Source organism: Herbiconiux sp. L3-i23 (assembly GCF_023734115.1).
Taxonomy (GTDB): domain Bacteria; phylum Actinomycetota; class Actinomycetes; order Actinomycetales; family Microbacteriaceae; genus Naasia.
This window is the reverse complement of the sequence record NZ_AP025737.1, coordinates 419,415-439,948: the sequence shown is the minus strand read 5'-3', so window position 1 is coordinate 439,948 and position 20,534 is coordinate 419,415. Positions and strand designations below refer to the sequence as shown.

Genomic DNA, 20,534 nt, shown 5'->3' with positions numbered 1-20,534 from the left:
GCTCAGCCGAAGACGAGCGTGTAGAGGTCGTTCGGCGTCTCGCTCTCGGCGAGACGCTCGGGGTCGACCGTCTTGCCGAAGCGCTCGTCGACGCCCGCGATGAAGCCGAGGTCGGACAGAGAATCCCACCCAAGCTCTTCGAGGTCGGATTCGAAGGCGACGGAGCCGCCGGGGGCCTCGAGGATCTCCTCGAGGAAGGACAGGAATTGGGCACGGTCGGCCACGTGAACACCTCGTTCGGGTAGACGTCGGTGCGCTCACGCACGCGAGCGCATCAGGGAAGGGTGGGGTGCCCCTTCGGTGGGTTCTTCGATGGTACGCAATAGCCTCTGAGTCCCGCTGGCCCGCCAACGGGGGGCTACTCAGGGCGTGGCCCTCGGGCGATACTGGGATTTCCGCGCCCGTCGGCGCAACACCCGACCCGTGTCGGCTTCCCTTCTGAGCCACCCCGCTCGCCCTTGACCCGAAGGAGCAGGAAGCCGGCGGAAAGCGACCCGACTTCCCGTGTCCCTCCTCGACTATCTCCGAGTCCTCCGACGCAGCTGGATCGCCATCGTGCTGCTCACCGTATTCGGTGCCGCAGCCGGCGGCGCCTACTCGCTGGCTTCCGACCCGTCCTACGAATCGGCCACCAAGGTTTTCGTCTCCACGCAGACCGGCGGAAGCCTCCCGGAGCTGAGCGAAGGCACCAGCTACTCGCAACAGGTCGTATCGAGCTACGCGAATGTCGCGACGACGCCGCTGGTGCTCGACCCGGTGATCGACGAGCTGGACCTGCAGGAGACCGCCGAGTCCCTCGCCGGACGCGTCACAGCCACGAGCACGCTCGGCACCGTCGTCATCGACATCACGGCGAGCGACGCCACCGCCGAGGGTGCTGCAGCGATCGCGAACGCGGTCGCCGCCAGCCTCGGACAAGCCGTCACCACGCTCACCGGCGCCGAGGCGGAGCAGTCGCCCGTGCGCATCACCGTCATCCAGCCTGCGACGGTCCCGCTGTCGCCCGCGTCGCCGAACGCGCCGCTCAACCTGGCTCTCGGTGCGCTCATCGGGCTCGCCTTCGGAGTGATCGTCGCCGTTGTCCGCGAGGCCGTCGACGTGCGCGTCCGCGGCGAGCACGACATCGAGCGGGTCACCGACAAGCCGCTGCTCGGACGCATCTCGCGGGATCGATCGGCACGCACCCAGCCTCTGGTCGCCCTGACGAACCCGCGCAGCGTCCGCGCCGAGGCGTTCCGCACGCTCCGCACGAATCTGCAGTTCCTCGACATCAGTCGGGGCACCCGCACCATCGTGATCACCTCGGCCCGCGAAGGCGAAGGCAAGACGACGACGGCGACGAATCTGGCGATCACCGTCGCGGACACCGGCAACTCGACCCTGCTCATCGATGCGGACCTCCGCCGCCCCCGGGTCTCCAACTATCTCGGGATCGACGGCGGCATCGGACTGACCGACGTGCTGATCGGCGACGTCACGCTCGACGAGGCTCTGCAGGAATGGGGCGACAAGCGCATGATGGTGCTGCCCGCAGGTCAGATCCCGCCCAACCCCAGCGAACTGCTGCAGGGGCCGGCCATGGTCTCGATGCTCGCCACCCTCAAGAAGCGCTTCGGCACGATCATCATCGACGCCCCTCCCCTGCTCCCCGTCAGCGACGCCGCGATCCTCGGGGTGCGCTCGAGCGGTGTCATCGTCGTCGCAGCGGCGCGTAAGGTGACCCGCGATCAGCTGAAGCGCGCCCTGGCGATCACGGATCAGGTCGGCGCACGCGTGCTCGGCGTCGTCCTCGGAATGCTCCCGCGTAGCGGCCCCGACGCGAACGGTTACGGCGCCTACACCTCCGAACCCCGCCGCCCGCAGGCGCGAACTCAGACGTCCGCGGCCGTCGCCGCGCCGGTCGACTGACCCGGATCCGACGAGGAGACCGCCATGCCTCTACTCAGCGTCATCGTCCCTGCCCGCAACGCCGAGGACCACATCGGTACCGCTCTGCGCTCCACGCTGCGAGCGCTGCCGGACGATTCGGAGATCGTCGTCATGGATGACGGGAGCTCCGACTCCACCGCCGAACGGATCGCCTCCATCGGCGACTCGCGGATCCGGGTCATGACCCACACCACATCGCAGGGTGTCGCGAACAGCCTCAACGAGCTCATCGAAGCGACCGACAGCCGCTACGTCGCCCGCATGGACGCCGATGACATCGTGCTCCCCGGCCGATTCCGCGCGCAGCTGCGTGCCGTTCATCACCGGGCCGACGTGATCTTCAGCGGGATCATCGACTTCGGAAGCGGCTACCGCGTTCCGAAGCCGTCCATTCCGCTCGCGCTGCCGCCCGAGCGGATGCGCCTCGCGCTGCTCTTCGGGAATCCGCTCTGCCATTCCACGATGCTGGCGCCTCGGAGCGCGCTGCTCGCGGTCGGCGGTTACCGGGTCTGCGCGGCCGAGGATTACGACCTGTGGCTCAGACTCGCGGCTGACGGGCAACGGATCACCCGTCTGCGCCGCCCGACCGTGGCCTACCGGCACCACGCCACGCAGGTGACCGCCGCCGAGGATTGGGCGCGCTCGGCGCTCGCCGAGCCGCAGATCCGCGAGTCGTACTCCGCCCTCGCGCACGACGTGCTCGGCGTCACTCCGAACGATGACCGATTCGAGGAGCTCCTCGCCGAGCGGATCTCCTCCAGCCGCGGCGCCCTCTACCGTCGCTTCCTCGAGCACCGCGCGTCACTGCTCACGGCCACCGCAGCGGTGTGAACGCCACCGTCGCGACGGCCCTTCGCCCGGGTCCTGCTGCCGCGCTGGGAGCGAGCCCCAACGCGGTGCGATTCGTTCGCAGCTTCTCGATCCTCTCCTTCGCATACCCGCTGCTGTGGCTCGTCGGACTCGGCGGCTTCTACTGGGTTCTCGTCGGGGTGCTGGCGTTCCTCTACCTCATCCGCCGGGGACCAGTCGCCGCCGCCCTTCCCGCCATCGGCGTGCTCGGGGCTCTCGTGTTCTCGCTGCCGATCGGCGTCCTCGCCTTCGGCCTGGACTTCGGACGCGTGGCATCACTCGGGGGCAACCTCCTCGTCTGGTTGAGCATCGCAGCGCTCATCACCGTCTCGCAGGAGATCGACCTCGACGTTCTGCTGAGGCGGATCGTGCTCGTCATCGGGACCGCTCAGGGGGCGGTGGTGACGGCGGCCATCGTCGCGTACCCCTCGTCCCTTCCGATTCCGTTGCTGCAGGGCATCGCCGGCCGCCTTCCCTCGGGGCTCGGCGCATTCGCCCAGAACCGTCTCTATTCGATCGACTGGCTCGGCGAGGCGACGTTCCGCTCCGCCGGCATGATGGCCCAGCCCACCTGGGCCGGGGTCTTCGGTGCTGTGACCTGCATCGTCGCGGTCAGCCTGCTCACCGAGCGCGGGTGGTGGCGGGTGCTGGCGGTCGCCGGCGTCGCCGCAGGAACCCTCTCCGTCGTGCTCTCGCTCAGCCGATCGACCCAGCTCGCGTTGGGCGCCGCAGTGCTCATCGGAATTCTGGTGATGGTCGGCGCACGCAACCGGATGGCCTTCTACACGCTCGCGATAGTCGCCGCGATCGGCGCGGTGATCGTCGTGCTGCTGTTCAACGAGCAGATCCTCGAGATGGTCAAGGAGATCAACGGGCAGCGGGAGGGATCTCTCGAGACGCGGTCCGACATCTACGCACGCACATGGGAGCTCGTCCGTCAGCTCCCGGTGCCGATCCTCGGCTACGGCATCAAACCCCAGGAGGAAGGTCTCGTGGCGAGCGTCGCCACGCACTCCGCCTACCTCGGGATCCTGTTCAGGGCAGGCATCCTCGGGGCCATCGCCCTCTTCTGGCTGTTGATCAACGCATTGGTCCGGTCTCTGCGCAGCTGGGACGGCTACGCCGTCGCGATCGCCGTGCTGGTGCTGATCTGGTGCACCCTCGAGGACTTCGACCCCGGGCACCTGCTTCCCCTCGCCGTCGTCCTCGTGTACGCACGCACGTGGGGCTCCCGTCCGCGACCCGTCGGCGGATCGCGATGACGGCGGACCGCACCGCGCCTGCACGGCGTCTGCTCGTGGCGTCGAGCGTGCGCTGGGACTACCTGTGGCAGCGCCACCACGCCCTCACCGTCGCCGCGGCAGAGGCCGGGTGGCAGGTCGACTTCCTGCCGCCGCATCCGCGCAACGCCGCCCACCTGATGAGCGGACTCCGTGGGGCGCTCGGCCGTGATGCGGAGACTCCCTCCCTAGCGCCGCCCACCCCCGACGGTGTGCGGCTGCTGCCGATGTCGGCGTGGCTGAAGCGCCCCGTCGACTACGACATGGTGCTCGCCTACATCCCCGACCGCTGGACCGAGTGGTACGTCGCCCGCACCGGGGCGCCCGTCGTGGTGTACGACGCGGTGCTCGACTGGGCCACGGTGCCGGCGACCTGGTATCCGCCGATCGGCTGGCGGTCGGCCGAACGACGGATCTCCGCCTCGGCCTCCGCCGTCATCACCGACGCCGACGGCATGCGTCGGACCCTCCAGCAGCGCGGCATCGACGCGACCGTCGTGCCGCCCGCCGCCGATGCTCCGTTCGAGACCGCCGTCGATGAGGCGCCCGCCCCGCGTTCGGCGATCTACTTCGGCGCTGTGCGCGCGGAGACCGATATCACCGTGATGACCGCCCTCGCCGCGAACGGCGTCACGGTCGAGGTCGTCGGCGTCGTCGATTCGACTGAGGATCGTGCCGCGCTCGAGGCAGCCGGCATCCCCGTGCATCCGCCCGTCGACGTCGCCACGCTGGCGTCCCTCGTCGCCCGGCACGAGTTCGTGCTGCTGCCCTACCGCGGTTCTCGGAGCGCGACCCTGGCTCCGGCGAAGACGTGGAACGCCCTGGCGAGCGGCCGCTGGGTCATCGCGTCGGGCCTCGACCTCGGCATCGACGCCCCGAACCTCGTGCAGCTCCCCGAGGGCGCCGACGCGGCGGTCGCCGCGGTGCTCGAACGAACGGGAACGGCCCCCGCGACAGGCGGGACCGCGCCGACCTGGGCCGAGCGGTGGCGCACCGTCGAGACGCTCGCCGGCGCGCGCTGAGTTTCGACGCCGGCGCCCTCAGGCGGCGCGGCGCGAGCGGAGCTGACCGACCGCCATCTTCGCGACGGTGAGCAGGCCGCTGCCGTACCGCTTCGCGAGGCGGCCGGGGCTCTGCGCCAGCCGGTAGACCCACTCGGTGCCCGAGTTCTGCATCACCTTCGGCGCACGCTGCTCGTCCCCGGCGAGGAAGCCGAGCCATCCCCCGCAGGTGATGATGAGCGAATCCGGCAGCTCGGCGAGGTGCTGCTCCACCCAGATCGCCTCGCGCGGCATCCCCAGTCCGACGACGATGATGTCGGGCTGCACGGAGCGTAGTTCGGCGAGGACCTCGGTGAAGTCGTCGTGGTAGCCGTGCGTCACATACGGGACGCGCAGCAGATGCGATGCGGCCTCGAGGGCATCGCCCGAGCGCTCGGCGAGTCCGGGAGGTCCGCCCACGATGGCGACCCGCGCCGACCGGCCGAGCAGCTTGGCGCGCTGGACCATGGTCGGGATGCCGATGTCCGTGGTGGCGGCGCGTTCGATTCGGCGAGCACCGCCGAGCTTCGCGAGCAGCACCGTGGCGGCGCCGTCGGCGTAGACGAGGGGCGTGGAACTCATCGCCTGGACGAACTCGCGGTCGTGGCGGTGGTTCAGACCGCCGACGTGCAGCGCGAACGCGACCGGTTTGGGGTCCTCGGAGGACGCGATGAGGTCGATGACCTCGCGCTGAGGAAGGTCGATCACCTCGAAGGGACCGATGGCGACCATCTCGTTGAGCATCCTTCGGGTAGCAGGGTGCGGCGAATGCCTCCTCCCAGGCTAGGCATCCGGCCGCCTGCTGTCTCGCCCATAAAGGGGGGACATCACGAGCGGCGTCGGGCTCTGCCGCGGCGCCTGCCTATGCTTGAGCGATGAGGCGCTGCGCATGACCGGGACCGCACCCTCCGAGCCGGACGAGACGCACACCGAGTACCTCAGCGTCGACGACGTCGTCCAGATCATCGAGGCGTTCATGGACGCCCCGCTGCGCGAGACCGTGCGCGACCTCGGCCTCCTGATCGGCGCCGTGGAGCGCCCGGCGATGCGGTACAAAGGTCGCGACGTCTACTCGCCGCTGTCGGTCAAGGCCGCCGCGTTGATGGAGAGCCTCGCCCGCAACAACGCCCTGTTCGACGGCAACAAGCGCCTCGCCTGGCTGGCCACCAACGTGTTCCTCGAGCTCAACCACGCCGCGATCGAGTTCGGTGACAACGAGACCTTCTCGCTGCTGCGCGAGGTGGCGCAGGGATACGTCTCGACGCAGGAGCTGGCGTCGCGCATCCAGTCGCGTCTGATGCCGTGGCCCCCGCCGGGGCAGTGAGCACTCCCTCGCTCTGGCGGGCCGCACGGGATTCTCCGGCGGTGCTCGTCACCGGTGGCCTGTACCTCGTCGGCATCGTGCTCATCGTGTTCTGGCCGGTGAAGCTCGACACCGGGGTGCGCCCGATCGTCGAAGGGTGGCTGCGGGACGCCGGCGCGGATGCGCCGGGTGCCGGGTCGATCTACTCGACGATCGAGTTCATCGCCAACATCGCCGTCTTCGTACCGCTCGGAGCCCTGATGTGGTGGGCCGCCCGGGTGCTCGGGCTGTGGACGCCGGTGATCCTCGCCTTCCTCGCCCCGCTCGTCGCCGAGGTGGGCCAGGGCCTGTTCCTCCCCGACCGGGTGCCGGATCCGCGCGACGTCGTCGCCGGGATGATCGGCGTCGCGATCGGCACGGGCGTGGGCGTGCTCGTGGAGCGATCGCGACGCTCCGACGCGACCGCGCGGGACTGACGCAGGTCAGCAGCCGGGCGTCGAGGTCGTCACGGTCGTCGGGACGACCATCGGCGTGCCGATCACCGCGAGCGGACCGAAGTCCCCGGCCGGCGCCGCGAAGGTGCCATTCACCGACTTCGTCTCGCCGGGGCGCAACTCGATCTGAACCCGGACGACGGGACGACCGAGGTCGGTGCCGCTGCTCACCACCGTCCCGTCACCGGCGACCCCGGCGAAGGTCGCACCGACCGGCCCGACGAGGTACACGTCGGTCACGAACTTCTCGCTCCCCCACCACGTGCTCGTCACGTAGGCGGGAAGGGCGTCCGCCTGCTCCTGCGTGAGCTTCGAGGTGAGGCTCGCCCCCACCTCGAAGGTCGGAGCGTCGGCCTCGCACTGGTCGGAGGACGCGGTCACGGAGGTGCCGAGGTAGTAGTCCATCTTCGACGACGACTGGTCCATGAAGAACACGCCGACGGCCGTCTCGTCGTCGTTCATCGTCGGGAGGATGCCGCTGAGCGGCGTCGTCGCGATGATCGCCTGCTCCTTTGAATCGGCGCTCCACAACAAGAGGCGGCGCTCGTCGACCGCCCTCGTCAGTTCGGGCAGGGCCACGGCGGGGTCGAACGCCCCGGTCGTCACCGCGCCGAAGACCGCGGAGGCCGCCGAGGCGAAGAAGGCGTCCTGAACGGCGGGGTCGGTGTAGCGCGCGTAGACCTCGGAGAGCAGGAGCGCGACCGCGTTGTCGGCGGTCAGCTCGTCGCCGGTGGCGAGCGGAACAGGGCCGGTCGCGCGCAGCAGATACGACAGCGCGACGGGGTCCATCGAGACCACGCCGTCCACCGTGCCCCCGAACCGACGCTCCCAGTAGGCCTTCGCGAGCGAGGCGGCGGTCGGGAAGTCGGGCCGCGTCGTGATGTCCATGACGTAGCGACTGAAGTCCGCGTAGTAGACGGAGTAGAGGTTGGGGTCGAGTTCGAGCGGCGGTTCGCCGTCGCGCGGGAAGTCGAGGCTCGACGCCTCCGCCGCGATACCGATGGCGCCCTGATCGACATGCAGCAGCACGAACGCAGCGGGGTTGCCGCCGAGCGAGCGCGCCTCCGCGTTGTTCTGGAACATGAGCAGGTAGTCGCGGGGCCCGTCTGCTCCGAGCATCGACGGGGCCAGCTCGGTGAGGGTGCGTGCCGCCCCGGTGAGCGGCGCCGCTTCGTCGAGGAGGCCGAGCAGCTGGTTTCTCGCGTCGCGCACCTGCCCGATGACCCCCTCGGAGTCGAGCGCCCGCAGCCGCTCGCGTGCCGCCGTGACCGCGTCGTCGGCTTCGGCCGCCGGTCCGGCGGCGGCGGCGATCGGCGCGAGATCGATCCGACCGTCGACCGGTCGGAGCGCGGACGGGTCGAGGGCGGCGACGACACCGGCGAGTGGCGCGATGGCACCGGTCGCGACCTCGTCGACGGTGCCCGCCAGTTCGCGGACGACGGCGAGGTTCGCGCCGACGAACGGCACGGCTTCGCCGGCGGCCCAGATCGGGTCGCTCGTGAGGTCGCGGGCCGTCCGCGTCTCGGCGACGATGCGCGTCGCAAGCGCAGGGGCCGAGGTGGGATCGGACGAGATCGACGACCGCAGTTCCGAGACGAGGGCCTGCGCCCGGTCCAGGGCGTCCTTCGCGAGCACGGCGCGCACGCCGATCCACGTCGCCGCGGCGGCGAGCAGTACGGCGACGACGACGAGCGCGAAAACGATCCACGGCGTCGGGCGCCTCCACCGCAGGACCGCGCCGCGCGGCGCACGGGGCGCGGCGCGGTCGTCCGTCTCGGAGATGGCCATCCGGGCAACGGTACCCGAGCGGTGCGCCGACCCTCTCGCCCGCGTTCGCGGGCCAGCGGCTGACGCGGTGAGGCTCCGCTCCCTCTTCCACCGCGCCGGTAGCGTTGTCGACACGATGAGCACGCCGCCTCCGCACCACCGCCTCCTCGGCGAGCTGCGCGCGGTGCTCGAATCGGCCGCGTTCTCCGCATCGCTGACGCTGACCACCATCGCGACGGTGTTCCTCAGCCACGCGATCCGCAGCGTCATCGGCTGGCCTGGGCTGATCGCCTGCCTCAGCGTGCTCGTCGTCCTCGCCGGATCGGTGCTCGTGGTGCGGCGCGACCAATTCGAATGGCAGGGCATCCTGCCCGTCTCGCTGCTGGCCTTCGTCGGATGGAGCGCACTGTCGCTGATCTGGTCGCAGTACCAGTGGGCCACGCTCTCGGGGATCGTCTATCAGCTCGCCGTCGGGCTGCTGGCCGTCTTCGTGGCGCTCGCCCGCGACCTCATCCAGATCGTGCGCGCCTTCGGCGACGTGCTGCGCACTCTGCTCGCCGCCTCGCTCGTCGTCGAGGTGCTCTCGGGCATCATCTTCGACGTCCCGATCCGCTTCCTCGGTGTGACGGGCAGCCTCGCCAACGGCGGCCCCATCCAGGGCCTCATGGGCAGCCGCAACATGCTGGGCGTCGTCACCCTCATCGCGGTGATCACCTTCTTCGTCGAGGCGTCGACCCGGTCGGTCCGCCGCAACACGGCGATCGCGTCGCTGATCCTCGCCGGAATCGTCTTCGTCTTCACCAGCTCGCCGGTGGCCTCGCTGGTCGGTGTGGTGGTGTCGCTCGCGGCGATCGCGCTGATCCTGGTGCGCCGCGCCCCGAAGGAGAACCGGCCGGCGTGGCAGTTCGGCTTCGGCGGTCTCGCCGTCGTCGGCGGCATCGCCGCCTGGTTCCTGCAAACGCCTCTCATCAACGCGTTCAATGCTCGCGGCGAGCTGCTCGTGCGCCTCGACCTGTGGCGCCAGACGTGGACCCTCACGTCGGCGAACTTCACCGAGGGGTGGGGCTTCGTCGGGTCGTGGCGGCCCGACCTGCTGCCGTTCATCGCGCTGCGCTCGGCGAACGGACGTCTCCCCACCTCGGCGCTGAACGCGTACCTCGACGTCTGGTTCCAGCTCGGGGTCGTCGGTTTCGCACTGTTCGTCGCGTTCCTCGGGCTCGCCCTGGTGCGCGCCTGGATCGTGGCGTCGAACCGGCGCGGGGTGACTCACACCTGGCCGGCGTTGGTGCTCGTGGCCCTCGCGGCGATCTCGATGGCCGAGAGCTCAGCGCTCGTCGAGTACTGCTGGTTCCTGCTGGTGATCTGCGCGGTTAAGGCCGCGCAGGAGCTCAGCTGGCGTCGCGGCCTGCGCTGACCCTGCCCGCTCCGGCCTTGCGAGCCCCGATGTTCCTCCGAGCCCAGAAGGGTTCGTGTTCGGTGCCGACGCCGCCATCAGACGCGTCCACGGAAGGCGCACGGTAGGATCGCAAAGATGTCTAGTGCAGATGAGCAGGCTGCTACACGCATGCAGCGGCTGGCGGCAATCCCGCTGAATCCGGTCGGCGCGGCCACCGGCCGTGGGGCCTGGTGGGAGGCGATCCGCAGCATTGTCTCTCACCGAGAGATGCTCGATCTTCTCATCCGCCGGGACCTGAAGGCGCGTTACAAAGACTCGGCCCTCGGCTTCTTCTGGTCGCTGATCCGTCCCCTGATCCAGCTCGCCGTTTACTTCATAGTGATGGGGCAGTTCCTCGGGGCTGCTCGCTCGATCCCCGATTTCGCCGTATACGTATTCGCGGGGCTCTCCGCTGTCGGTCTCTTCACCGAGATCGTCGTCGGCGGTACCGGTTCGGTGGTGACCAACGGCGGACTCGTCAAGAAGGTCTATCTCCCGAGAGAGGTGTTTCCCCTCTCGAGTGCTGGCTCGGCACTGTTCAACTTCGGCATACAGCTGGTGGTCCTGATCGGAGCGACACTGGTCGTCGCGAAGCCTCCCGTGCACTGGCAGCTGTTGTACGCCATTCCGGCGGTTGCCGTGCTGGTCGTCTACGGGACGGCATTCGCCCTTCTGTTCAGTGCCATCAACGTCTATCTCCGCGACGTCCAGTACCTAGTCGAAGTGATCACCATGCTGCTCTTCTGGGCGAGCCCGATCGTGTACTCCTGGCAGATGGTCAAGTCGCTCGTGGCGTCCCCGTTCCTGCTGGAGCTTTACACGAACAATCCGTTGACCCTGGCCGTGCTCGGATTCCAGCGCGCGTTCTGGGTTGCCGGCGACGGCGCCGAATGGCCCGGAGGCCTCCTCGTTCGTTTGGGGATTGCGCTCGTCATCGGTCTCGTCCTCCTTCTCGTCTGCCACCGGACCTTCATCCGGTTGCAGGGAAACTTCGCTCAGGAGCTCTAAAGAATGACGCATCCCTCGACGGCTGTAGCCGTAGACAGCAATTCGCGTCCGGTGATCGCAGAGATTCGTGGATTGTCCAAGCGGTTCACTATCCGTAAGGACTCCTCGCTCAAGGAGCGCATCGTCACGCTCGGTAAAGCAGGACGTCGACACAAGAAGGACTTCTGGGCGCTGCACGGAATCGACCTGCAGATCCACGCGGGCGAGACCATCGGGCTCATCGGGCACAACGGATCCGGCAAGAGCACCCTTCTCAAGGTCATCGGCGGCATCGTCGATCCGACGGAGGGCACCGTGCACGAACGCGGTCGGCTCGCCGCCCTGCTCGAGCTCGGAGCAGGCTTTCACCCCGATCTAACCGGGCGCGAGAACGTCTTCCTCAATGCCGCCGTTCTCGGGCTCAGTCGGAGAGAGACCGAGGCTCAATTCGATGACATCGTGGCGTTCGCTTCGATCGGCGACTTCATCGATACCCAGGTGAAGTTCTACTCCTCGGGAATGTACGTCAGGCTCGCCTTCGCGGTGGCCGTGCACACGGACCCCGACATCCTGCTCGTCGACGAGGTTCTCGCGGTCGGCGACGAGGCATTCCAGCGCAAGTGCATGGACCGGATCCGGGACTTCCAACGGCAGGGTAGGACCATCATCCTCGTCAGTCACTCGCTTGATCAGGTGGTCGATCTCTGCAACAGATGTGTGCTCCTGCATGAAGGGGAGGTCCTCTTCGACGGCGCACCGGCACCGGCGGTGGCGAAGTTCCGGGACCTTCTCGAAGAGCGCCGCATCGCCGAGCGCGACTCGATCGACCTCGGCGACGCTCGTCGCACCGGAGCGGTGACGAAGGTGAGCGCGACCGTCGTCGGACGAGCGGTCGGGGAGACGCTGCGACCCGGCGACGACCTCGAGGTCAAGCTCACTATCAGTGCCCCCCACCTCGAAGCGTGGGGCTGCCGCATTCAGATCGACGACCGCACCGGGCAGAAGATGTTCGTCACAGGCACTGACTGGCTGAACATCCCCACCCCGCCGATCAGCGGCGATGGCGAGGTTGTCCTCCTGCTCAAGAATCCAGCGCTCGGCGGCGGCAAGTACTTCATCAATGCCACGCTCATCGACGGCGACGGCGCCGACCTGTTCAACATCATGCAAGCCACGTCCTTCAACGTGGACTCCGATCCGAGTGCCACTGGCTACATTCGAATCGCAGTCGACGGCAGCGCGACGGCAAAGTCGGGACGCCCCGCAGCGTGAGCTCCGGTGTCTCGCGATGCCGGATGACTCTAGACATCGGGCATCGAGGGTTCTGAGGTTACTGGCCCGGGCCGCCTGGAACGGTCACTGACCCCGGGCCGCGTAGAACCTCTCGGTCGCGTCCTTGGCAGGAGCCCACCACGCTTCGTTGTCTCGATACCACTGGATGGTGGCTGTCAGACCTTCTGCGAAGTCCGGGAACGCGGGCGCCCAACCGAGGTCCGTCCGAAGTTTCGACGAGTCGATTGCGTATCGCATGTCGTGCCCTGCGCGATCGGTCACCAGGTCGTAGTCGCCGGACGAGGCGCCCATCAGCTCGAGAATGAGTTCGACGACCTGCTTGTTGTTCTTCTCGCCATCCGCGCCGATGAGATAAGTCTCACCAAGCTCGCCCTTGTCGAGGATCGTCAGCACCGCAGACGAATGGTCGTCCGCGTGGATCCAATCCCGAACGTTCTCTCCGGCCCCGTAGAGCTTCGGTCGGATGCCACGAAGAACGTTAGTGATTTGTCGGGGTATGAATTTCTCGACGTGTTGATACGGCCCATAGTTGTTGGAGCAGTTCGAGATCGTGGCTCGCACCCCGAACGATCGAACCCACGCTCTGACGAGAAGATCGCTGCCGGCCTTCGTCGAAGAGTACGGCGACGACGGGTTGTATGGCGTCGACTCCGTGAATCGTGACGGGTCGTCCAGCTCGAGATCGCCGTACACCTCGTCCGTCGAAATGTGATGCAAGCGAGTCCCGTGCCGACGAGCGGCTTCGAGCAGAACGTAGGTTCCGACGATGTTGGTATCGAGGAACGGGCGGGGATCGTGAAGAGAGTTGTCGTTGTGCGACTCGGCTGCATAGTGCACTACCGCGTCGGTCTTCGCGAACAGCTCATCGACGAGAGCGGCGTCGGCGATGTCCCCGCGGACCAGCCTCACACGGGCTTCGGGCAGGCCCTTCAACGACGACTCGTTACCTGCATAGGTCAGCTTGTCGAGGACAGTCACCTCGTGATCGGTGTTCTCCACGACGTAGCGAACGAAGTTCGACCCGATGAATCCGGCTCCGCCGGTGACGAGGAGTCTGCTCATGGGTGACAACGATACTTGAACGACGGGACCGAGTTGGCACGCGCTGATGCGGTGCGACAGACTGAGCGGATGCGCGGCATCATCCTTGCAGGCGGAACAGGCTCTCGACTGCACCCGATCACCATCGGAATCTCGAAGCAGCTGGTTCCTGTCTATGACAAGCCGATGATCTACTACCCGCTATCGACCCTCATCCTCGCGGGCATCCGGGACATCCTGGTGATCACAACACCCAACGACGCCGACCAGTTCGAGCGCCTACTGGGCGACGGCTCACGATTCGGCGTGTCCATCACATACTCCCAGCAGCCGACGCCTGACGGGCTTGCGCAAGCCTTCGTTCTCGGAGAGCAGCACATCGGCTCCGATTCGGTCGCCCTCGTACTCGGCGACAACATCTTCTACGGCCAGGGGATGGGCACGCGATTCCGCCAGTACACGGACCTCGTCGGTGGCGTGGTCTTCGGGTACTGGGTGGACGACCCGACCGCGTACGGCGTGGTCGAGTTCGACGCCGGCGGGAACGTCATCTCCCTCGAGGAGAAGCCGGTCGCGCCCAAGAGCAACTACGCGGTCCCCGGCCTTTACTTCTACGACAACGACGTGATCGAGATCGCCAAGGGACTCACTCCCTCCGCGCGCGGAGAGCTCGAGATCACCGACGTCAATCGCGAGTACCTCGAGCGCGGATCGCTCAAGGTCGAGGTCCTCCCGCGCGGAACAGCATGGCTCGACACGGGAACGTTCGACTCGCTGAGCGAGGCGACCGAATTCATCCGCACTGTCGAACGTCGACAGGGGCTCTCGATCGGGTGTCCGGAAGAGGTCGCTTGGCGTCTCGGTTTCCTTACGGACGACGAACTCCGCGAACGCGCGGAACCGCTGGTCAAAAGCGGGTACGGGACTTACCTTCTGAAAGCGCTCGAGCAGGGCCGCTGAGGTCCGGGACTCATCGGGATGACCCCCGCGTAGTCGGGCTAGACGGGGACGACATCTGCCAAGCGCGGGTGATTTCGGTCTTTCTCTGACAGTTCCGCACGATCAAGAGGGATGGGCCACGGAATCGCGACCGTCTCATCGGCTGCGTTGAGGAACGAGTAACCACCGACGCGTGCGGCGCTCCAATGGTCGTTCACCAAGTAGGTGTACGCGGTGTTCGTCTCGAGGGTCTGGTATGCGTTGCCGACACCGCGCGGCACGAAGATCGCCGTCGATGGATCGAGCTCCGCCGTGAGGACAGTCCCGAAAGCCTCGCCGGCACGAAGGTCTACCCACGCGCCGAAAACACTGCCGACAGCGATCGAGATGAACTTGTCCCACGGCTCGGCGTGTATCCCGCGTGTGGTGCCGATGTCGTTGTTGAAAGAGATGTTGTTCTGAACGGGTCCGAAATCCGGCAACCCCAGTGCCAGCATCTTCTCGCGCTGCCAATTCTCCTTGAACCAGCCTCGATTGTCGCCGTGGACCGGCAGATCGAACAGCAGTACGCCGGGGATCGCCGTCTGGCGCACCGCGAGCGGCTTTCCGTACTCGAGACCCATTACTTCCCTCCTGCGAAGATCGACCCGGCCATCAACGCGGTGATCTGCGTTGCATCGCCCCAGATGCCGGGAGAATCATAAGGCCGGTCGGGGAAGGCGCCGTACTGCAGCGTCATGTCCAAGTCGTTGTCGACGATGAACTGCTCGACCCGCGCCGCAAGCGTTTGCGGCTGTCCCGAGCAGACATTCACCACACCGGTCACACCTGCCGTCGTCGCAGCCAGTGCGATCTGCTGACCGAGTTCGCGCACGTCGATGAAGTCGTACAGCGTCCGACCCGTGGTGAAGGGGAAAGTCGTCTCACCTCTCTCCGCGGCTTCGAGCAGTTTCGCGAAGATCGAGCGGTTCCGTCGGTCATCTCCGAGGATGTAGAAGGCTCGAAGCCACACGTAATCGGCGCGATCGCCGATTGCGAGAGTGCTCGACCGGCGAAGCGCGTCCTTCGCGACACCGTAGAGATTGATCGGGTCGGTGGGCGTTCCGGCCGTCACCGCCCCCTCCCAATAGCCGACCTCGTGCATGGTGCCGAGGGCGGCGACGCGGGCTATCCCCTGGTCGGCGAGCCCAGTCAGGAATCGGTAGTGAGCGGAGAGGTTGCTCATGTGCGACGGGGAATTGTGAACGAAGCCGTCCTCCCATGCGAGGTGGATCACTGCGGCGATCTCCTCGACGGGTTCGAGGGTGGTGACGTCGAAATCGGCGCCGAGGACATCGGCCTCGACGACCTCGGCCCTCTCATCGAGGTCGGCTCCATCGACTCGTCTCGCCAGAGCAACCGCCCTGTAGCCGAGATCCGCAACGGCGCTCACGACATGTCGGCCGACGTAGCCTCCGGCGCCCGTCACCACAACGGTCTTGGTCATCTCGCTCCTTACCTCGATCAGCGGATCGCACCGACTACGACCAACGCAGCGGTCGCGACCATCAGGATCGCCAACGGCACGAAGCGTGCCCGGGCGAGGATCTGGGTGCGGAGCCCACCGCCAGCTTCGCTGATCGCGCCGCTCGCTCCGAGTCCCTTCGGCGGCACGGGCGGGCTGCTCGTCGCCGACGCCAGAAGTCGAGGGCGCCAGTTCTTCAGGTCGAGCGCCGGCTTCTCGATCAGAGTCCAGCTGAGATACCCATAGACGTGAACGGCGACCGTCACAACCAGCAGATAGGTGAACCATCCGGCTTCCTGCAGGCGCAGGTCCGCCGCAAGGAACATGACCGGCCATCCGGCGATGTAGATCCCGTACGAGAGATCGACTCGACGACCCCACCAGGCGAGGGCGCGTACACGAGTACCGAACCAGATCAGCCCGTAGCCGAACGCGTACTGACCGACGAGGAACCATCCGCCGAGCCACCAGCTCAATCCAGCGACGATGATCATCCCGACGCCGAGCCGATCGCTGTAGGGGATCTTGTCGATGAAGAGTTGTACGAGCGTGCCGAATGCGAAGGGCGCGGCGAGCTGCAGAACCTGAGGATTACCGAGGGTGCCGAAGACGGTTGCAAGGTCACCGGCATCCACCGCCTGCAGCGTGCTCAGCACGAGAACACCAGCGGCGATGATGGCTCCGACGAGTCGACCCGTGAGAGCGCCGATGAGGCCGAGAACGAGCACCGCGAGGTAACACGCGAACTCGTACATCAGCGTCCAGGCGGAACCGTTCCAGGTGTTGTAACCGAACTGCACCGCGGGCGTGTCGGCACCGGTACCGGCGATGGCCCACTGATTCAGGACCAGGGTCACGTTGTTGTAGACGTAGTCCCAGGGCGAGTCCGGCTGAGCCGACGAGAAGCCGCTGATGGTTCCCCGATCATGGATCCACGCGATGGGGGCCAGCACGAACGCGGTGACGATGAGGATGGCGAACCAGGCAGGGAAGATTCGGACGACACGGTGCCAGAGGAAGCGGGCCGGCGACCGCGAAGTCATCATGCTGCGAGTGATCAACATGCCCGACAGGAAGAAGAAGCCGGTGACCGCCACCCCTCCGAGGGAGGTCTCAGCTCCCCACTGCTCACCGATGTCAGCGCCGTGGAAGAGGCCGGCGACCGGACCCGCATGGGAGAAGATGACCATGAAGGCCATCACCCAGCGCAGGAAACCGATCGAATTATTGCGCGGATCGAAGGCATCGCCGAGGGTTCGTACCGTCACCTCACACGTCCACCGGATAACCGAAGCGCGATGAACCCTCCCAGGTGGGGTCGGCGAGATTCGTGTAGATCGGGGCCGCGCCGCCGAAGAAGGACCGGATGCGCTCCAAGACGTCGGTGGAGTCCGTGTCGATATCGATGACGAATCCGCACCATTGCGCGGTGCAGATTTCGTGCGGACCGGATCGAAGAGCGACGGTGACCACATCCTCAGCGAGGTCGTCCCAGTCGCGAGATGCATCGATCACTGCGTAGCCCGACTTCGCCGCTCCGGCGATCACGAGAGCGCGAGCCGCCGCGATCTGCGCGTCCTCGAGTTCGCCGGATCGTAGGAAGCCGTCGACGCTCAGATGGAACATCGGCGAGCGATGATTCACTATTCGCTGATTGCTCCAGTCGGCGATCGCGTTCTTGAGCACGACGCCGGCCGCCAACGTCGAGCCTCTGCCAGCGTGATAGACGTAGGCGCCCTCGGCGAGCAGATGGCGGTAGCCCGCGCTCACCGCGCGGGCTGACCAATCCGACTCCTCGCCGTACCCGCGCCCGAAGACGGGATCCATGAGGCCTACAGTGTCGAGCACCGGTATCGGTACGATCATCGCGAAGGAGATGCCGGCGGGGATGTCGAGGGTCCGAGGGCCGAACTCGGCCGCTAGTGTGGCCCCGATCAGGTCGGCGACCTCTTGGGTCTCCGGATAGATCTCCGGCGCGTTCGGCAGCGAGTAGGGGTCGACGTTGGTGGACCATGCGGTCGCCGACGCCGCCCCCGTCGAAGCGCTGATGACGTCCACGAGGACTTGCACCGAATTCTCGGCGTAAATCACGTCGGAGTTCGACACGACGACGTAGTCGTACCCCATACGCTGAGCTGTCGCGAGGCCCAGATTGACGTTCCGCGGAATCCCGATGTTCCTCGGCGACCGATAGTAGGTTGCGCCGAACTCGGCGGACAGCTGGGACAGCAGCTCACTGAAGCCGGGCTCCGGGCTGGCGTCGTCGAGGACGAGCACATCGAGCTCGAATCCCTCGTGCGCCAAGTGCGCTATCGATGCCATGGTGCGGCGCGCGAAGTCGCGCCCGTTGTAGAAAGTGACGGCGAGCAGCACTCGTGGCTGACGCGAGGCGGTCACCGCCCGATCATCCTCTTGGTCCGACGGGCTATGGCGAGAACGGCGTGATTCTTCCGCAGCACGTACTCCGCCCGGCGCTTCGGGTCCATCACCCGCTTCATCGCCACGATCGTCGCGTGCAGTTTCGCGATCTTCTCCTCGCGGTCGAGCAGCTCCTTGGTCAGCGTGATGACTCGTTGGTTCGCAACCTCAGCGTCTTTCAGCGCCCGTTCGAGCGAGACCGCGTCCACCACCGCGGAAGTCAGTTCGGAGTTCTCCCCCACTACAGCTACCCTCTCTCATCTCGTACAGCATTCGACTCGTACTGTGCGACGGCCCGCTCGATGTCAGCAGCCCTCGCATCGAAGGAATGATCACGACGCACTCGCTCTGCGTTCTCTCGCAGCACGGCATCGGACGGAAAGAGGCGGTCGAGGCTGGTCTCCTCGAGGAGCGCCACGAGTTCCGCTTCGTCCCGATACGTTATCACTCCTGGTCCTAGCAGCTCGGTGAGACCCTCGACGTCCTCACTGATGACGCGACCACCGGCGGCGACGACATCGAATGGTCTCATCGCCGGAAAACCTGCCTCACGCATCTCGGCCCACTGGTCGTTGAGAACGACGCCGGCCTGCTCGTACATCGCGGGCAGCGCGGAGACGGGGACGAATGGAGCGACGACCGAGCTCGTAGGGATGTACGAGGCCCAGTCGGGTCCGTACACCTTGACGTCGATGCCCGCTTCGATCGGAGCCATCACCACCCGCCTCGGCACGTCGCGCGACTTCCCCACGAAGAGGATGTCGGACCCGCGGCTCAGTCCGTGCGGCCGATACAGAGTGGCGTCGGTGCATTCGAACAGCGGTGCGACAGGTCTTCCGAATCGCTGCGTTGCTGAGGCGGCCCATGACGCGGACGCCGCGAAGATCAGGTCGAAGTCGTCGATTTCCGCCGCGGTGATCTGATGGGGGTGACTGATGATCCACAGCACTCGGATGCCGCCACGTGGGGGACGGATACGTGTCGGACCTCGGACGATCACATGCACATCGTCGAGTGAGGCGCTCGCTCGAGCAGCGGCCTCGCGTCGATCGACCACAGCATCGTGTCCGAGTCGGCGCAGCGCGGCCGCGAGTGCGTCACCGAAGTGCGTGTCCCCCCAGACGTCGCCCTCGGGACCCGCCAAGGAAGCGACCTTCACGGCCCAGCGACGCTCAGCGGTCACCCGTCGGAGCACGGGCGCTTTTGGACCCCAGGCATCGACGCTGTACCCTGCGCGCTGGTAGAGCGCCTCGATCGCCTCCCGGTCGTCCCCGACCACGCTCCGCCGCGGTTGCGTCCGATCGCTGAAGTCCACTCCATTGCGGAATCGCACCGTCGGGTCGACCCAGACCTCCGTCGGCTGGGTCGCGCCAGCCTGAACCGCGAAGCTCCACCCGGCTCGAGATGGGACTCGAAACGGCTGGCTCCCCAATCTCTCCACGTCTTCGACCGGCAGCCCGGCGAAGATCGAAATCACCTGCCCCGCGACCGTACCGGCGCCCACCGAGGCAACGGTGTCATCCGAGGCCCGCTCTATCGGCACGGTGATTCGACCTGGACGGGCCGCCGCGAGAAGTTCACCCATCTGCGCGGGGGTGGGCGCGGCGCGAGGGTCGACGACGAGATAGCGGCCGGTTCTCGGCAGCTGCTGTCCTACGGCCGTCTCAAGGTCCTCCGATGCGGCCGCAAGGCGGGCGGAGACGCGCGGGTCATTCGCCGACGCGGCAATCAGAGTCCATTCGCTCGACTCGACGCCGTGAGCGATGATGACCACTCGATCGCCCGCATCCGCGGCGGAGCGGATGCGATAGCCCAGTCGGGCGTCGCCGCCCCGAGCGATCAGTACGACGGTGCTGCGGTCAGGATCATCGCCCTCCGCGTCTCCGCCGAGAGCTCCCGTACCGACTGCCCACTGTCGCGCCGCGGCCAACGCCGCATCCCGCGAAATGGAGGGGATGTCGGCTGGCCGTATCAGCAGCGGACGCGCTCCGCTCGACCGGTTGCGCAGATAGGAATAGAACGCCGGAACCCGGGCACCTTCGGGAAGATGGGCGCGTGCGAAGACCTCGTCGAAGTCGGGGCGTACCGAGACGCCGCGTCGGAACGCACCGAATGCATAGGCCCGTGACGCTGCGCCTACCGACATCGACGCGCGTCCCAGTTGCGCGGCGACGAAATCGGCATCAACCTCGCCGGAACGCTCCACCGTCCGCGCCCAGAGCAGTGCGTCTCCGAACCCGATAGCCGGGCCGATC

At 67.0% G+C, this 20,534-nt stretch carries 19 protein-coding genes and 1 pseudogene; 10 read left to right on the top strand and 10 right to left on the bottom strand.

Annotated elements, in window-relative coordinates; all coding sequences use genetic code 11:
- Window positions 1–2: 2 nt before the first annotated feature.
- Window positions 3–224 carry an acyl carrier protein gene (locus NGH83_RS02145; RefSeq protein WP_251857428.1) on the bottom strand — a complete coding sequence of 74 codons (222 nt, stop codon included), beginning with the start codon at window positions 222–224 and terminating at the stop codon, window positions 3–5.
- 280 nt (window positions 225–504) lie between these two features.
- On the opposite strand from NGH83_RS02145, the gene NGH83_RS02140 reads away from it, so the two are divergent.
- From NGH83_RS02140 to NGH83_RS02125, 4 genes are read left to right on the top strand one after another with little or no spacing between them, the layout of a single operon-like run.
- Window positions 505–1,908 (top strand): polysaccharide biosynthesis tyrosine autokinase, encoded by a 1,404-nt coding sequence (locus tag NGH83_RS02140; protein WP_251857427.1) that lies wholly within the window; start codon window positions 505–507, stop codon window positions 1,906–1,908.
- 24 nt (window positions 1,909–1,932) lie between these two features.
- On the top strand, window positions 1,933–2,760 hold the full coding sequence (locus tag NGH83_RS02135; protein ID WP_251857426.1) for a glycosyltransferase: 828 nt from the start codon (window positions 1,933–1,935) through the stop codon (window positions 2,758–2,760).
- Window positions 2,757–4,040 (top strand): O-antigen ligase, encoded by a 1,284-nt coding sequence (locus NGH83_RS02130; protein WP_251857425.1) that lies wholly within the window; start codon window positions 2,757–2,759, stop codon window positions 4,038–4,040. The genes NGH83_RS02135 and NGH83_RS02130 overlap by 4 nt, the downstream gene beginning before the upstream one ends.
- Window positions 4,037–5,080 carry a hypothetical protein gene (locus NGH83_RS02125; protein ID WP_251857424.1) on the top strand — a complete coding sequence of 348 codons (1,044 nt, stop codon included), beginning with the start codon at window positions 4,037–4,039 and terminating at the stop codon, window positions 5,078–5,080. Before NGH83_RS02130 ends, NGH83_RS02125 begins: the two co-directional genes overlap by 4 nt.
- Window positions 5,081–5,098: 18 nt before the next feature.
- On the opposite strand, the gene NGH83_RS02120 is transcribed toward NGH83_RS02125, so the two are convergent.
- Window positions 5,099–5,830, bottom strand: a complete 732-nt coding sequence (locus tag NGH83_RS02120) for a WecB/TagA/CpsF family glycosyltransferase (protein ID WP_251857423.1) — start codon at window positions 5,828–5,830, stop codon at window positions 5,099–5,101.
- Window positions 5,831–5,987: 157 nt separating this feature from the next.
- Between NGH83_RS02120 and NGH83_RS02115 the strand changes: the two genes are divergently transcribed.
- Together NGH83_RS02115 and NGH83_RS02110 are read left to right on the top strand one after the other, a co-directional pair.
- Window positions 5,988–6,422: a type II toxin-antitoxin system death-on-curing family toxin gene (locus NGH83_RS02115; protein WP_251857422.1), complete on the top strand. Its 435-nt coding sequence runs from the start codon at window positions 5,988–5,990 to the stop codon at window positions 6,420–6,422.
- Window positions 6,423–6,463: 41 nt separating this feature from the next.
- Window positions 6,464–6,877 carry a VanZ family protein gene (locus tag NGH83_RS02110; RefSeq protein ID WP_251857421.1) on the top strand — a complete coding sequence of 138 codons (414 nt, stop codon included), beginning with the start codon at window positions 6,464–6,466 and terminating at the stop codon, window positions 6,875–6,877.
- A gap of 6 nt (window positions 6,878–6,883) precedes the next feature.
- Here the strand turns inward: NGH83_RS02110 and NGH83_RS02105 are convergent, their stop codons facing one another.
- Entirely contained in the window at window positions 6,884–8,683 is a 1,800-nt protein-coding gene (locus NGH83_RS02105; RefSeq protein WP_251857420.1) for a DUF4012 domain-containing protein, read from the bottom strand.
- A 115-nt stretch (window positions 8,684–8,798) separates the two neighbouring features.
- On the opposite strand from NGH83_RS02105, the gene NGH83_RS02100 reads away from it, so the two are divergent.
- The 3 genes from NGH83_RS02100 to NGH83_RS02090 all read left to right on the top strand — a co-directional run bounded on the left by NGH83_RS02100 (window position 8,799) and on the right by NGH83_RS02090 (window position 12,356).
- Window positions 8,799–10,076 carry an O-antigen ligase gene (locus NGH83_RS02100; protein WP_251857419.1) on the top strand — a complete coding sequence of 426 codons (1,278 nt, stop codon included), beginning with the start codon at window positions 8,799–8,801 and terminating at the stop codon, window positions 10,074–10,076.
- Window positions 10,077–10,193: 117 nt separating this feature from the next.
- Window positions 10,194–11,105 (top strand): ABC transporter permease, encoded by a 912-nt coding sequence (locus NGH83_RS02095; protein ID WP_251857418.1) that lies wholly within the window; start codon window positions 10,194–10,196, stop codon window positions 11,103–11,105.
- 3 nt (window positions 11,106–11,108) lie between these two features.
- On the top strand, window positions 11,109–12,356 hold the full coding sequence (locus NGH83_RS02090) for an ABC transporter ATP-binding protein (protein WP_371872726.1): 1,248 nt from the start codon (window positions 11,109–11,111) through the stop codon (window positions 12,354–12,356).
- A gap of 84 nt (window positions 12,357–12,440) precedes the next feature.
- Here NGH83_RS02090 and rfbB read toward each other — a convergent pair whose 3' ends face one another.
- Complete coding sequence (gene rfbB, locus NGH83_RS02085; protein ID WP_251858427.1) at window positions 12,441–13,439, bottom strand: dTDP-glucose 4,6-dehydratase; 999 nt, start codon at window positions 13,437–13,439, stop codon at window positions 12,441–12,443.
- A gap of 69 nt (window positions 13,440–13,508) precedes the next feature.
- Between rfbB and rfbA the strand changes: the two genes are divergently transcribed.
- The gene (rfbA, locus tag NGH83_RS02080) at window positions 13,509–14,378 is read left to right on the top strand and encodes a glucose-1-phosphate thymidylyltransferase RfbA (RefSeq protein ID WP_251857416.1); all 870 of its coding nucleotides are present in this window, start codon (window positions 13,509–13,511) and stop codon (window positions 14,376–14,378) included.
- Between the two features lie 41 nt (window positions 14,379–14,419).
- On the opposite strand, the pseudogene NGH83_RS02075 reads toward rfbA, so the two are convergent.
- The 6 genes and pseudogenes from NGH83_RS02075 to NGH83_RS02050 form a co-directional block, all read right to left on the bottom strand.
- A pseudogene (locus NGH83_RS02075) lies at window positions 14,420–14,980 on the bottom strand (dTDP-4-dehydrorhamnose 3,5-epimerase family protein); the annotation flags it as partial.
- Window positions 14,980–15,843 carry an NAD(P)-dependent oxidoreductase gene (locus tag NGH83_RS02070; RefSeq protein WP_251857415.1) on the bottom strand — a complete coding sequence of 288 codons (864 nt, stop codon included), beginning with the start codon at window positions 15,841–15,843 and terminating at the stop codon, window positions 14,980–14,982. The pseudogene NGH83_RS02075 and the gene NGH83_RS02070, both read right to left, overlap by 1 nt.
- A 17-nt stretch (window positions 15,844–15,860) precedes the next feature.
- On the bottom strand, window positions 15,861–17,129 hold the full coding sequence (locus tag NGH83_RS02065) for an acyltransferase (RefSeq protein WP_251857414.1): 1,269 nt from the start codon (window positions 17,127–17,129) through the stop codon (window positions 15,861–15,863).
- A 1-nt stretch (window position 17,130) separates the two neighbouring features.
- Window positions 17,131–18,258 carry a glycosyltransferase family 2 protein gene (locus NGH83_RS02060; RefSeq protein ID WP_251857413.1) on the bottom strand — a complete coding sequence of 376 codons (1,128 nt, stop codon included), beginning with the start codon at window positions 18,256–18,258 and terminating at the stop codon, window positions 17,131–17,133.
- Window positions 18,255–18,521, bottom strand: a complete 267-nt coding sequence (locus tag NGH83_RS02055; protein WP_251857412.1) for a hypothetical protein — start codon at window positions 18,519–18,521, stop codon at window positions 18,255–18,257. The genes NGH83_RS02060 and NGH83_RS02055 overlap by 4 nt, the downstream gene beginning before the upstream one ends.
- Before the next feature lie 5 nt (window positions 18,522–18,526).
- On the bottom strand, window positions 18,527–20,425 hold the full coding sequence (locus tag NGH83_RS02050; RefSeq protein ID WP_251857411.1) for a glycosyltransferase: 1,899 nt from the start codon (window positions 20,423–20,425) through the stop codon (window positions 18,527–18,529).
- Between the last annotated feature and the right edge of the window lie 109 nt (window positions 20,426–20,534).

What these genes read in the sequence shown, in the direction of transcription:
- NGH83_RS02105 (WP_251857420.1), bottom strand. Translation starts at nt 8,683, where the DNA reads ATGGCCATCTCCGAGACGGACGACCGCGCCGCGCCCCGTGCGCCGCGC.
- rfbB (WP_251858427.1), bottom strand. Translation starts at nt 13,439, where the DNA reads ATGAGCAGACTCCTCGTCACCGGCGGAGCCGGATTCATCGGGTCGAAC.
- NGH83_RS02120 (WP_251857423.1), bottom strand. Translation starts at nt 5,830, where the DNA reads ATGGTCGCCATCGGTCCCTTCGAGGTGATCGACCTTCCTCAGCGCGAG.
- NGH83_RS02115 (WP_251857422.1), top strand. Translation starts at nt 5,988, where the DNA reads ATGACCGGGACCGCACCCTCCGAGCCGGACGAGACGCACACCGAGTAC.
- NGH83_RS02135 (WP_251857426.1), top strand. Translation starts at nt 1,933, where the DNA reads ATGCCTCTACTCAGCGTCATCGTCCCTGCCCGCAACGCCGAGGACCAC.
- NGH83_RS02100 (WP_251857419.1), top strand. Translation starts at nt 8,799, where the DNA reads ATGAGCACGCCGCCTCCGCACCACCGCCTCCTCGGCGAGCTGCGCGCG.
- NGH83_RS02095 (WP_251857418.1), top strand. Translation starts at nt 10,194, where the DNA reads ATGTCTAGTGCAGATGAGCAGGCTGCTACACGCATGCAGCGGCTGGCG.
- rfbA (WP_251857416.1), top strand. Translation starts at nt 13,509, where the DNA reads ATGCGCGGCATCATCCTTGCAGGCGGAACAGGCTCTCGACTGCACCCG.
- NGH83_RS02050 (WP_251857411.1), bottom strand. Translation starts at nt 20,425, where the DNA reads ATGTCGGTAGGCGCAGCGTCACGGGCCTATGCATTCGGTGCGTTCCGA.
- NGH83_RS02090 (WP_371872726.1), top strand. Translation starts at nt 11,109, where the DNA reads ATGACGCATCCCTCGACGGCTGTAGCCGTAGACAGCAATTCGCGTCCG.
- NGH83_RS02125 (WP_251857424.1), top strand. Translation starts at nt 4,037, where the DNA reads ATGACGGCGGACCGCACCGCGCCTGCACGGCGTCTGCTCGTGGCGTCG.
- NGH83_RS02070 (WP_251857415.1), bottom strand. Translation starts at nt 15,843, where the DNA reads ATGACCAAGACCGTTGTGGTGACGGGCGCCGGAGGCTACGTCGGCCGA.